Below are 13,326 nucleotides of genomic sequence, written 5' to 3' on the forward strand. Positions count from 1 at the left end.
GCTTCCCACGACATGTCCCGCGGTCCCGGACCAGGGGCAAGGACGCTGCCCCGGCGGGCATCGCTGCAGGTACCCACCGGTCGGCTCTGACCGACGGTGAGCCGTGGGAGCCGCAAGGCCGCCAAGGACGGACGCGAGGGCGGGCCGGCCGCTCAGGGGGATCCGCCGCGACGGGCCTGCACAGGTCAGGCGCTGTGCCACTGCTGGTCGAGCCATGGTCCGAACTCGCTTTCCAGCACCAGGCGGCCGAGTTTGCGGTACTCCTGCATCACCGCGGACACCAACTGCGCCATGGTCAGCGGCCGCCCCGTCTCGGCGGCCAGATAGGCCGCGGTCACCGCGCACGCCCGGATGGAACCGCCGGCGAGCTCGAAGCGCCGCGCGCAGAACTCCAGGTCGAGGTCGTCACCGCGCGGGATCTGCGGGCCGAGGCAGCGGTCCCACAGGGCGCGCCGCTGCTCCTCGTCCGGTACGGGGAACTCCGCGATCACGTCCAGCCGTCGGGTGAACGCCTGGTCGAGGTTGGCCCGCAGGTTGGTCGTCAGAACCGCGATCCCGTCGAAGGACTCCATGCGTTGCAGCAGGTACGCCGACTCCACGTTCGCGTGGCGATCGTGCGCGTCCTTGACCTGCGACCGCTTTCCGAAGATCGCGTCGGCCTCGTCGAAGAGCAGGACGCCGTTCACCTGCGCCGCCTCGGCGAAGATGCGCTCGAGGTTCTTCTCCGTCTCACCGATGTACTTGTCCACGACGGTGGACAGGTCCACGACGTACAGTTCCATGCCGAGTTCCGCCGCGACCACTTCTGCCGACATCGTCTTGCCGGTGCCCGACTCCCCGGCGAACAGCGCGATCACCCCGTGCCCCCGCCCGCCGCCCGGCCGCATCCGCCACTGACCGAGCACCTGGTCGCGGTGGCTTGCGCGCAGCGCGAGCTCGCGCAGTTGGCGCGAGGTGGCTTCGGGCAGCACCAGATCGTCCCATCCGACTGCGGGCTCGATCCGACGGGCGAGGCGCGCGAGTCCCGCCCCGTTCTGCGCCCGCACCGCGGCGCGCAGATCGTCGGCGCTGGGCGGGCGGCGCTCGGCTGCCGCCGTCCTGATCGCCACACCGGCCGCCTTGGCCACCTGGTTCTCGTCAAGCCGGTACGTGGCGACTGCCGCGGCGAACTCGTCGCCCAGCGCGGCGTGCCCGCCCTGCCGTGAGGAGCCGTCCGACGGCCCCTGCGACCCGCTCAACGCGCGCGCCCACTGCTCAGCGCGCTGCCGCGGGCTCAGCGGCGGGACCGCGATCACGACCGGGCTGTCCGGCGCCCACAGCGGGTCCCATGCCTGGGTGCCGTGCACGATCAGTGGAACCCCGGCGAGGTCGGCGCACAACTCACGCAACAGCCGTGCCCGCTCGGGGCGTTGGGGTTCGAGTCCGTCCAAGGGACCGAGCACCACACCGCTTCCACTCAGGCGCGCCTCCCTGGCGAGCGCGCGCACGGTCGTGTCGGCCGGGCGGGCGGCGAACGCGGCGACGTCGAGGACCAGGGGCTGTCGGCCGATGCCCACCAGGGCTTCGACCGCCAGGCGGCCGGCGTTGCCGCCCTTGTCGAGCAGGTGCACCAGTCCGCCGGCGCTCGATGCGGCGGCGCCGATGCGGCGGGTCGGCTCCGGGGGGCGGCCGTCGGCATCCCGGCCGACGCGGACGAGCCCGTACAGCGCGCTGTCGAGCTCGTCGTCCCCGAGCAGATGTGCCGTCACCCGGTCGGGTACGCGCAGCCCTCGGGAGAGCAGCGGCCGCTCCGGCTCGGTGGTCTCCAGCAGTCCGCCGGCGATCAGCGGGGCGTGGGCGGAGAAACGGAAACGCCCGGCTCCCGCCCCTGGCAGGCCGCACAGTTCGAGCGCGAGCCCGATGGTCGGCCTGCGCAGGGTGAGGTCGTCGTTGAGGTAGCCGTAGAGCCGTTCGAACCGGGTGTCGATGTCGGGAGCCATCGCCACGAGCAGGAGTTCGAGGTCCAGGGGAAGCAGACCGAAGGTGCCGGTGAGCCGCTCGATCCTCGACCCGGGCGGTGGCGCCGGCGGTTCGCCGAGGCCCATGCCGGGGCTCCACGCCGACGCGGGCGTGGCCAGGATCCGCTCCACCGCCTGCGGGGTGAGGTACTGACCGCGGTACGGGTCGTCCGGGTCCGGATCGCTGGTCCTGCGCTCGCGGACAGCGGCTCTGACCCGCTGCTCGACGTGGCGCAGCCGGTCCCACAGGTGGTCGAGGCCGATCGCCTGCTCGCTCCGGGCCGCCTCGACGTCGAGGGTCATCGCGCCGGACCGCCGCGCCGTCGGCGGCCGGGCGGCAGCGGGCGCTCCCGGGGCGCCGTGAACCCGTCGGGACCGGGGTCCGTGGCGCCGTGGTACCGCAGTCGGCGGCCGGGTTCGGCGCCGCTTGTGTGGGCGTCGTCCGGCCCGCCGGTCGCCCCGGTCGTGTCGGTGGCCCGCACCACGAGCCCCTCGGTCACCGGGGGCCCCGCGGGGCCGCGCTCGCCGGAGAGCGGAGCGAACACCCTGAGGTCGATGGACGGTTTCAGCTCGCCGCCGAGGGCGGACCACACGTCGGACACCGACGGCATGCCCTGGCTCTGCCCCGCAGTGTCGATCCCGACGGTGAGCCCGAGTTGGGCGAGCGTACCCGTGAGCAGGCGTGCGGGCAGGGCGTCGGAGGCTGTCACACACCGCAGCACCTCCGACAGCAACCGGTGCTCGTCCTGCGGCCGGTTGGTCCAGGCGGTCACCAGGTACGCCAGCTCGAACCAGCGGGGCGCGGTGCGCCAGGCGACGACCACGCCGTCCGCGTCGTGCTCCTCCGCGGCACCGGTCTGCCTGCGGGCCACCTCCTCGCGGATTCCGTAGAGGAAGACGCTGACCGTCGGGGCGTTGCGCCGAGCGGCCCATTCCCGGGTGGGCGAGTCGAAGACCAGCTCGACCCCGCCCTCCTGCAGGCCGCTCTCGACCAGCAGGAGCCGCAACGCCTCGTCGACTTCGTGAATCACCGCCGCTGCACCTCCCCCGGCGGGCCGATGCTGCCGGTCACCACGAGGAAGGGTGTGGTCACCGGGGAGAACCCGGGACCGCTCGCGGTGATGACGCGCGGCCCCGTCTCGTCCTTGGCGAGGATCAGCAACTGCCCTGCGAAGGTCCCGTCGTCAGCGGGGACCGTGGGCGCCGCGGCGGCGGTGATGCCCGGCTTCCAGGTGAACCTCACCGGTACGCCCGGCGGGAAGTCCTTGCCGCGTACGGACGTCACGAAACCGGGCTTTCCGATCGGCGGCACCGCGACGATGCGGGGCTGGAGGATGCGCAGCGGGGTCCTCGCCACGTGGTCGCCCGGGTGGGCGTCAGTGCCGGTGGTGGTCAGGATCGCGGTGATGGTGGTGCTCAGCGCCGCCTTGGGTGACAGCACGACCTGCACGTCCTCGGTGCCTCCCGGGGACAGGTCGCCCAACTCGCACGCTCCCGCCGAGCAGCCGGGGGGCAGCGGCTCGGTGGGGACCCCTGCGGGCAGCCCGAGCGACAGGCGCAACCCGGTCGCGAGCGCATCGCCCCCGTTGCTCACGCTGTAGGTCACGGTCACATGGCCGCCGACGTATCCCGGATTCGGCTGCGCGGTGACCGCCACTCCCGGGCCGGCCTTCGGCGTGGGCGGCCTCGGGTGCGGTGGTGGCGTGGGAGGCGGTGACGAGGGGGGCGGCACGGCCACGACGGGTACGGCCGTCTGTGCCGCGTTGTCACCGGGGTTCGGGTCGACCACCGCTCCGGTGACGCCCCAGCCGAACCGCTGCTCACCGATCTGCGTCCCGGTGATCGTGGCGGTCAGCCGGATGCGCGCGCCCGGCGCGAGAAGGCCGAGATCGCACCGGAGGGCCGCGGCATCGCACTGCCCGGCCGGGGTGGTCAGCCCGCTGAGCCGGGCACCCGCCGGCACCGATGCCGTGAAGACCGTGCCCGGCGAAGGCGAGGGCCCGTGGTTCGTCACGGTGATGGTGACGGTCGTGCTGGAGCCGGTCGGCACCGGGGGCACGGTACCCGGCGCGCTCAGCGACAGGTCGGCCGAGGGCTGAAGGGTCGGCTCCTTCTGCCGTCCCGGCAGGCTGCTGTCGACGGGGGTGAGCTTGCCGGTCGCGAAGTCGTAGACCGCCAGCGCCTCCGGCGAGTTCGGCGGCAGGGCCCGGCGGGAGGTCAGCACCAGATGGGAGCCGTCCGCAGACCAGGCGACGTCACGGGGCTGGAACGGGCCGGTGGCGGAGGTGTCCGGCAGTTGGCGGCGGCAGGCGTCCTTCTGGTGGCCGAGCCCCGCGGGCAGTATCACCGTGCATCCGCCGCCCGTCAGCGAGGCCACGAGGATGCCGTTGCGCTCGTTGGGCTGGCCGCCACCGGCCTTGCGGTTGAACGCGACGGTCCGGCCGTCCGGCGAGAACGCGGGGCTGTCGTCGATGACTTCGCAGTCACCCGGGCACGCCGTCCGGCTCACGTCGGTCTGCTGGTCAAGCGCGTCGGCGGGTACCGTCAGCACATGCTTGTTGGCGCCGTTGCCGCTGATGACCTCGGTCCTGGTGAAGGCGATCAGCTTGCCGTCCGGGGACCAGGTGGGCTCTGCGTCGGAGGCTGTCTGCTGGTCGGCCGGCGGCTGGATGGTCGCGACGATCGCGCCGGTGGAGACGTTCGCGATGACGACGCGCCGCGGCCCTGACGCCGTTCCGACACCGCCGGGCGAGCTCCTGGAGAAGACGATGAGGCGGCCGTCCGGTGAGACGGCAGGGTCGGTGTCCCAGTCGTTCGGCCCGCGTCCGGCGAGGTTCATCGGCTGCGGATTGGAACCGTCGGCGTCGGCCAGCCAGATCCGTTCGATGCGGCCGGCGGCCGAGTCCTCGAAGCGGGTCACCACGATCTTCCGGCCGTCCGGCGTGTAGTTCTGCCGCTCGGTCCACGGGTCGTAGCCGGGGCGGGGGTTGAACAGCGGGTCGGCCGCGGGATCGGTGTTGGTGTCGGCGGCCGGGTCCTCCCTGAGCACGCTGATGCCCAGGTCGCGCGGGTCCGCTCCGTCGGGACGGACGTCCTCCAGGTCGGCCACGTTGGGAGCGGAGGCACTCGTCTCGCCGACAACGGGCCCGCCGCCGGTCTGGGTACCCAGCCAGGTCGGCGTCTCGACCTCGCGGTCCTCGCTGAGCACCAGTTGGGCCGGGGTGCACGAGCACGTCGGAGCCCGGTACACGTTCTCGAACGGTGTCGGACCACCCTCGCCCCGGTCGGGGCTGAGGAAGAGGACCCCGCTCCCGTCGGGCAGCCAGGCGGCCGATCTGGTCCGCCAGTCGGCGCCGGTTCCGGGGAAGAACGCCCGGTCGCCGCCGTTGGGCGAAGTGATCCTCAGCCGTGGACCGATCTGGCCGCCCTGGTCCCAGGTGTAGACGATCTGGTCGCGGTGCGCGGGGTCGTTCACCGGGTTCCATGCCGGGCTGATGGCGTTGCCGGTGGTCACATCCGTGATCCGCCTCGATCCGCCGCCGGACAGACGCCGAACGTAGATCTGGGTGTGCGTCGGGTCGGCGGTGCACGCGTACGCGATCCATTCGCCGTCGGGCGAGACCGTCGGTGACGTCTCGTCGGACGTGGTGTCGGTCAGCCTGTGCAGCCCGGTGCCGTCCGTCCTGACCAGCCACAGGTCCCGCTGGGTCTTCCCGCCGCGTCCGCCGGGCTCCACCGCGTCGAACACGACGGACCGCCCGTCCGGGGTCAACTGCGGATCGGCGGCGTCCATGCCGGTGGTCAGCTTGCGCACCGCGCCCGACCCCTCGCGCAGGTACACCTGGGGTCGCGGACCGTCCCGCAGGCTGGTGAAGACCAGCAGGCCGCCGCGGGCCGAGGGGTCCACGTCGAAGTGGGCCGGACCGGCGCCGAACAGCGGCGCGGTCGAAGCCGTACCGGTGACGCGCGCCAGGCTGCGGTGGTCGGTGCCGGCGAAGGCGATCCTCCCGACCTCCGACGCGGCGGCTGCCGCCGGGGCCGCGTCCCTTCCCCGCCCGTCGGAGTTCGAAGTGCCCAGCGCCACCAAAGCGGTGACCGTACACAGCAACACTGCGGCGACGACGGCGAGTCGCGTCCGCCGTGGAATGGACCGGGAAGTGCCGGTGGCGCCGATCACGCTCAACCTCACAGACCGAGAAGGGCGGTACTCCCGGCAGTCTCCCCGGCGCGGCTGCGCACGGACAGACCCCGGATACCCGAGCCGGGGGTAAACGCCGGTGTCCCCAAGGGCAATCCGCCGTTGCCGACGACGTCAGATGAGCCCATGACGCATGGCGTACCCCACCGCATGCGCACGGTTGCGCAGCCCCAACCGCGTCGCGATCTCATGCAGCACGTTCTTGACCGTGCGTTCGGAGTACGAGGTCTGCGCCGCGATCTCGCTGGTGTCGAAGCCGTCGGCGACCAGCCGGAGCATCTCCGCCTCCCGAGCCGTCAGGGTCGACAGGGTGAGGCCCCGTGGGTCGAGCATCGTGCGCTGCAGGCTCCCGACATGCTCGAGCAGCTTGCCGAGCAGATCCCCGGGCATGACGCCCTCACCCCTCGCCAGGGCGGTGATGAGATGCACGAGCCGGTCCTGGTCGGCCTCTGACCGGCGCAGCAGCGCGGCGACACCGCACTCTATTACGGTCTGCAGCCCGCCGATCTCGAAGTGGCCCACCACCAGCCCGATCCGGGTCGTCGTGCCGCGGTGGAGCCTGCGCAGCTGTTCGGCCACGGTCTCGTTGAGTCTGTCGACCACCATCAGGGAGACCATTGCCTTCGCGGCCTCGGCATCCGTGAGCAACTCCACCTCCGGCCTATGCCTTAACTGGTGGACGACGCCGGTGTGCAGGATGATGTCCTCCGCGTACACCGCCACCGGCACCCGACTCGGCTTGACGTGTATCTCGGCGACTTCGGAAGATCCGGGCGTGCGAGCACGACCGTACTGCGTCGGTACGGCCGCCTCGTGGGTTATCTCGATCGACGTCATCAACCGTTCCGTTCTATATCTGCGCCACCAATGGGCTGTTGTGATGATGACCTGGGCCGCCGTGTCGCGAAGGCCGTCCGTGAGACGATGGAGGCTGGAGCAATAACATCGGGCAGGGCCGAGTTGTTCTCGCGGGCAAGGCGCGTGCCCGCGGCTTGCCCCCGCGGCTCTCTCCCCGGGGTGTCCGGCGGTCCTACCGTCGCGGTGTGACCACATCCGCCGAACTCGGCCTTCCCGCAGTGACGGTGTCGCCCGGAGGCGAGGCGACGACGACCCTGACGGTACGCAACGACACCGACATCGTTGAGGCGTACTCGTTGGAAGTGGTCGGAGACTGCGCCCCGTGGACGACGGTCCAGCCGGCCCGTGTCTCCCTCTACCCGGGGACGTCCGAGACGGTGACGGTACGCCTCGCGCCTCCCCGCTCCTCCGAGGTGCGCGCGGGTGAGTTCCCGCTCGGCATAAGGGTGTTGCCCGCCGAGCGTCCCGAGCTCGTGGCCGTTCCCGAGACCACGGTCACCGTCGCCGCGTTCCACGAGCTCCGCGCGGAACTCGCTCCCCGCCGCCGCCGCGGCTGGCTCCGCGCGCGCTACCGGACGTCGGTGCAGAACCTGGGGAACGCGGCCACCGATGTGACGTTCGCCCCCGGTCAGTCCGGCGAGGACCTGCGCTTCGGGATCGACCCGGACGCCCGCCACCTCGAACCCGGCGAGTCCGCCGAGGTCCGGTTGCGGGTCCGCACACGCAAGTTGATCTGGTTCGGCAAACCGGTGACGTGGCCCTTCGATGTCGCCGTCGGCCAGCAGGGCGGCGCCGACGACCAGGGCGGCTGGCAGTCGGCGAACCGTGGGCACGTGCTGGACGGCGAATTCGTCCAACTCTCCATACTTCCCAAGTGGCTGCTGGCACTCCTCGCGGCGTTGCTCGCGTTGCTCCTCGCCTGGTTCGCGCTGGTGCGGCCCGCGGTGCAGAGCTCCGCGAAGCAGGCCGCCGCGCAGGCCGTAGACAAGAAGGTCGCGGCGCTCAATCCGTCCGGCGCATCGGGGTCGGGCTCGGCCGGCGGGCGAACGGGCGGCCACGGCCAGCAGGGAACCGGTAACGGCAGCACCGGCGACGGCTCCAGCGGAAGCCCCGGCCTGGCGGTGCCGGGGACCGGCCAGCAACGCTCCACGACGATAGACGTGCAGACCGGGAACGGTGGTTCCGCGGTGGGCACTTACCGGGTGCCACCCGGCAAGGTCCTCGGCATCACCGACATCGTCACCGCCAACTTCCAGGGCGATCAAGGGTTGTTGACCATAAAGTTCGGCGATCAAACGATCACTACCATCGCCTTGGAGACCTTTCGCAACCAGGACTACCACTGGGTGACGCCCATCGAGGTCCCCGAGAACCAGACTGTGACAGCGAGCGTGACCTGCCAACAGCCGGGCACTCCGGCCTCGGGGAAGCAGGCGTCCGAGTGTCACGAACTGCTCAACGTCAGCGGAGAACTGAGCGATCTCAAGCGCTGAAGCGGTATGTCGGGCATATGACTCCCCTCCCCGGACAGCCGGTCCGGAATTTCCCGGATGCCCCTGCGAAGGCACCCGGACCCCTTATCGGACCTGACGGTTCATCCCTGCAGTGACCATTCCCCCCTTCAACCCTGCCCTTAATCCCCAACCCTCGTCCGATGGCAGCCTGGTGGCGTGTCCGACTGGGCACGGAATACGGAACCCCACCCGAGGCCTGCCCAGGAGGATCCTGGGCAGGCCTTCCGGCCGTCAACCGTAACCGCTGCCCGAATCCATGCCCGGGCTGTGGAATTCCGCCCGGATTACCCGCGGTGGGCAGACCGCGCGGCCCTTTCGCACGGCGGAGTGTGCCCTTGCGTATAGCTGACGTATCGCCATCCCTCTTGTAACGTTGCGGCATTGTGCCTCCGCGGCCGTCACGGAGCCCCGCACGACGCACCGACCGCTGCGGGCCCGGCGCATCGACGGAAGGGGCCGAATCGCCGTGCACGCTCAGGAACCATCCCGCAGAGCCGACCACGACACCTCGCCGAGAGCCGTCCAGGCGGTGCGACGGGCGCCGAGCCCGCTCGCGGGCGTCATGGGACCCGCAGCGGCACGCACCCTGCAACGGACCGTGGGAAACGCCGCGGTAGCGCGCATGATCGAGGAAGAGCGGGGCACGCTCGGCGACGGCGCCAACCTGGTCCAGCACGATGCACAGCCCGTCCAGCGCTCCTTGGTGCACCACGTACTGCGTACCGCCGGACGGCCGTTGGACGGGGCCACCCGCCGCGAGATGGAGTCCCGCCTCGGCGCCGACTTCTCCGACGTGCGCCTGCACACCGGCAACGCGGCCCGTGCCTCCGCGGCGGAGGTAGGCGCCCGTGCCTACACCTCCGGCAACCACGTCGTGATCGGGGAAGGCGGAGGCGACCGGCACACCTTGGCGCATGAACTCACCCATGTCATCCAGCAGCGCCGAGGGCCCGTCGCCGGCACCGACCACGGCAACGGTCTCAAGGTCTCCGATCCGTCCGACCGCTATGAACGCGAGGCGGAAGCCATGGCCGCCCGCGCGCTGTCCGCGCCGCTCGCTCCCGGCCACGCGCAAACCCAGAGCGATGGCGGGCCGCCGCCGGACTCCGGGACCGCGGTGCAACGGATGCCCAAGCGCAACAAGGAGACCGCGGAGATCAAGGGGAACAGCCCGCCCCCGCAGCGCCGCAACACCCGTTCCAAGGCCCGCGAAGAGGGTCTCGACCTCAACAGGCCCACCCTGGAGTTCGAGTCCGCCTACGAAGGCCCGCAGACCCAGCGGCTCCACGCCGATCAGAGCATCGGGTTCCAGCAGGTGGCCAAGTTGAACAATCCCACGGGCGCGCCGCAGAGAGCCGCCACCAACTACCACTTCTGGCAGGAGGTCACCGACTCCAACGTACAGAACGTCGAGGCGAACGGCCTGCGCGACCAGCCGTCCTCACGTTCCTGGGCGCAGGACGGCCCGTACCGGCCGCCCTACAACAATGACGTCATCAACAACGGTCAGAACAGCATCGAGTTCCCGGACAACCCGGGATTCTCGACCACGGACAGGATGACTCCCGGGTACTGGCTGAAGTCCTACACCATCTCGTTCCGCTGGAAGGTCGCCCGGAACACCGGCACTTGGAACAGGAACATCCCGTGCTGGACCAGTCCCGTCGTCACCCACACCCTGCAGTCGGCCTTGGACCCGGACAATCCCGGGCAGTCCGCTCCGATCACCGCGCGCGCGGCGGGAAATCACACGTGGACCGTCGACCTGTCCACGGTGGGCGACGCGGAAGGCTAGCGGCATCCTCGACATCGGCGGCCACAACGATCGCGGCATTCCAGATCACGACGTACTGGACGTTGCGCTGGCCGGAGCAAGTCGATCGTGTGACATCGTCGTTCCGCCGAGCCCGCATGGAACAGGGCGGTGCCCCCCGCCCCCCCGGAGTCGGCCGGGGGCACCGCGGTAGAGAGGGTCACGGAGTCACGGTCTGGTTGTCGGTGGGTGAGGTGGAGGTGTTGAAGTTACCGCTGCCGTTGTAGGTGGCGGTCAGAGGATGGGTGCCGACGGCGAGGGCGGAGGTGGCGAAGGTCGCCGTGCCGCCGGAGAGCGTGCTGGTGCCCAGGAGGGTGGCGCCGTCGAAGAAGCCGACGGTACCGGTCGGGGTTCCCGCCCCGGGGCTTACGGCGGTGACCGTGGCGGTGAGGGTCACCGCCTGGCCCGAGGATGACGGGTTCGGAGCCGAGGTCAGGGCGGTGCTGGTGTTCGCCTTGCCCACCGTCTGGTTGATCGTCGCGGACGTGGAGCTGTTGAAGTTGCTGCTGCCGTTGTAGGTGGCCCGGACGGTGTGTGTACCGACCGAGATGGTGGACGTGGTGAGGGTGGCAACGCCACTGCTGTTGAGGGCGACGGGGGTCTGAGGGATGCCGCCGACGAAGAAGGTGACCGTCCCCGTTGGGGTACCGGATCCAGGCGCGGTCGCGGTCACTGTGGCGGTCAGGGTGACGGGTTGGCCGAACACCGACGGGTTGGGCGCGGAGTTCACCACCGTGGACGTGCTCGCCTTGTTGACCGTCTGAGCGTCGGAGGGTGACGTCGAACCGTTGAAGTTGCTGTCACCGGCGTAGGTCGCCGTCAGCGAGTGCGAGCCGGTGCTGAGGTTCGAGACCGACAGTGTGGCCACACCGCTGCCGTTGAGGGTGGCCGTGCCGATCGGGTTGCCGCCGTCGAAGAAGGTGACAGCGCCGGTCGGGGTGCCTGCTCCGGGGCTTACGGCGGTCACGGTGGCGGTGAGGGTCTTGGCCTGACCGAACACCGAGGGGTCCGGGCTGGACGTCAGGGCGGTGCTGGTGTTCGCCTTGGTGACCGTCTGCGGGTCGGCCGGCGAGGTGGAGACATCGAAGTTGGTGTCCCCGTTGTAGGTGGCGGTCAGCGAGTGGGAACCGGCGCTGAGGTTCGAGACAGAGAGCGTCGCCACACTGCTGCCGTTGAGGGTGGCCGTGCCGATCGGGTTGCCGCCGTCGAAGAAGGTGACGGTACCGGTCGGCGTGCCCGCCCCGCTGGTGGTGACCGTGGCGGTGAGCGTCTTGGCCTGACCGAACACCGTCGGGTCCGGGCTGGACGTGAGCGACGTGGTGGTCGCTGTCCTGGTGACGGTCTGCATGTCCGCCGGCGAGGTAGAGGTGTTGAAGCTACCGCTGCCGTTGTAGACGGCCGTCAGCGAGTGGGTGCCGATGGTGAGCGTGGAGGTCGTGAACGTAGCCGTGCCGCCGGAGAGGGTGCTGCTGCCCAGGAGGGTGGCGCCGTCGAAGAAGCTGACGGTACCGGTCGGGGTGCCCGCCCCGGGTGCCGCGGCGGTGACCGTGGCGGTGAGGGTCTTGGGCTGGCCGAAGGGCGAGGGGTCGGGGGCCGAGGTGAGGCTGGTGGTGCTGTTGGCCTTTTTGACGGTCTGGTTGATCGTCGGGGAGGTGGAGTTGTTGTAGTTGCTGCTGCCGTTGTACGTGGCGCGCACCGTGCGGGTGCCGACCGGCAACGACGAGGTGGTGAGGGTGGCCACACCACTGCCGTTGAGGGTGACAGGGGATTGTGGGATGCCGCCGATGAAGAAGGTGACCGTCCCCGTCGGGGTACCGGATCCGGGCGGGGTCGCGGTCACTGTGGCGGTCAGGGTGACGGGTTGGCCGAACACCGACGGGTTGGGCGCGGAGTTCACCGCCGTGGACGTGCTCGCCTTGTTGACCGTCTGCGGGTCGGTCGGCGAGGTGGAGGTGTTGAAGTTGCTGTCCCCGTTGTACGTGGCGGTCAGCGAGTGCGGACCCGCGCCCAGCGCTGAGGTGGTGAGCGTCGCCACACCACTGCCGTTGAGAGTGCCGCTCCCGATGGGGCTGCCGCCGTCGAAGAACGTCACGGAGCCCGTGGGCGTACCCGCACCAGGGCTTACGGCCGTTACGGTGGCGGTGAGGGTCTTGGCCTGACCGAAAACGGAAGGGTCCGGGCTGGACGTCAAGGCGGTGCTGGTGTCGGCCTTGTTGACGGTTTGTGCGTCGGTCGGCGAGGTGGAGCTGTTGAAGCTGCTGTCCCCGTTGTACGTGGCGGTCAGCGAGTGCGGACCCGCGCCCAGCGCTGAGGTGGTGAGCGTCGCCACACCACTGCCGTTGAGAGTGCCGCTCCCGATGGGGCTGCCGCCGTCGAAGAACGTAACGGAGCCCGTGGGCGTACCCGCGCCGGGTCCGGTCACCGTGACGGTGGCGGTGAGGGTCTTGGCCTGACCGAAAACGGAAGGGTCAGGCGCCGACGTCAGACCAGTAGTGGTGTCCGCCTTGTTGACCACCTGGTTGTCCACAGCAGACGTCGAACCGTTGAAGTCACCGTCACCCGCGTAGACAGCAGTGACGGCATGCGGACCCACAGCCAAAGAGCTGGTGGTGACGGTTGCCGTCCCTCCAGACAGCACGGCCGTGCCAACGGGGGTGCCACCATCGAAGAAAGTGACGGTGCCCGTCGGCGTGCCCGCACCGGGGCTCACAGGGGTGACGGTCGCGGTGAGAGTCTTGGCCTGACCGAAAACGGAAGGGTCAGGCGCCGACGTCAGACCAGTAGTGGTGTCGGCCTTGTTGACCACCTGGTTGTCCACCGCAGACGTCGAACCGTTGAAGTCACCGTCACCCGCGTAGACAGCAGTGACGGCATGCGGACCCACAGCCAAAGAGCTGGTGGTGACGGTTGCCGTCCCTCCAGACAGCACGGCCGTGCCAACGGGGG

Annotated in this window: 7 protein-coding genes; 2 read left to right on the forward strand and 5 right to left on the reverse strand. The window is 70.5% G+C overall.

Going from position 1 to position 13,326, the window contains the following annotated elements:
- Window positions 1–185: 185 nt before the first annotated feature.
- The 4 genes from P2L57_RS18280 to P2L57_RS18295 form a co-directional block, all read right to left on the reverse strand.
- Window positions 186–2,300 (reverse strand): ATP-binding protein, encoded by a 2,115-nt coding sequence (locus tag P2L57_RS18280; RefSeq protein ID WP_275815741.1) that lies wholly within the window; start codon window positions 2,298–2,300, stop codon window positions 186–188.
- Entirely contained in the window at window positions 2,297–3,028 is a 732-nt protein-coding gene (locus P2L57_RS18285; protein WP_275815743.1) for a Pvc16 family protein, read from the reverse strand. Before P2L57_RS18285 ends, P2L57_RS18280 begins: the two co-directional genes overlap by 4 nt.
- Window positions 3,025–6,174, reverse strand: coding sequence for a hypothetical protein (locus P2L57_RS18290; RefSeq protein ID WP_275815745.1), 3,150 nt, complete (start codon window positions 6,172–6,174; stop codon window positions 3,025–3,027). Before P2L57_RS18290 ends, P2L57_RS18285 begins: the two co-directional genes overlap by 4 nt.
- Window positions 6,175–6,309: 135 nt before the next feature.
- Window positions 6,310–7,032 (reverse strand): helix-turn-helix transcriptional regulator, encoded by a 723-nt coding sequence (locus P2L57_RS18295; protein ID WP_275815748.1) that lies wholly within the window; start codon window positions 7,030–7,032, stop codon window positions 6,310–6,312.
- A gap of 206 nt (window positions 7,033–7,238) precedes the next feature.
- Here P2L57_RS18295 and P2L57_RS18300 point away from each other — a divergent pair, with 206 nt between their 5' ends.
- The gene (locus P2L57_RS18300; protein WP_275815750.1) at window positions 7,239–8,546 is read left to right on the forward strand and encodes a COG1470 family protein; all 1,308 of its coding nucleotides are present in this window, start codon (window positions 7,239–7,241) and stop codon (window positions 8,544–8,546) included.
- A gap of 643 nt (window positions 8,547–9,189) precedes the next feature.
- Window positions 9,190–10,362 (forward strand): eCIS core domain-containing protein, encoded by a 1,173-nt coding sequence (locus tag P2L57_RS18305; RefSeq protein ID WP_372515747.1) that lies wholly within the window; start codon window positions 9,190–9,192, stop codon window positions 10,360–10,362.
- Window positions 10,363–10,540: 178 nt separating this feature from the next.
- On the opposite strand, the gene P2L57_RS18310 is transcribed toward P2L57_RS18305, so the two are convergent.
- A partial coding sequence (locus P2L57_RS18310; RefSeq protein WP_275815753.1) for an Ig-like domain-containing protein occupies window positions 10,541–13,326 on the reverse strand: 2,786 nt, incomplete at its 5' end.

Source organism: Streptantibioticus ferralitis, assembly GCF_029223525.1.
Lineage (GTDB): Bacteria > Actinomycetota > Actinomycetes > Streptomycetales > Streptomycetaceae > Streptantibioticus_A > Streptantibioticus_A ferralitis.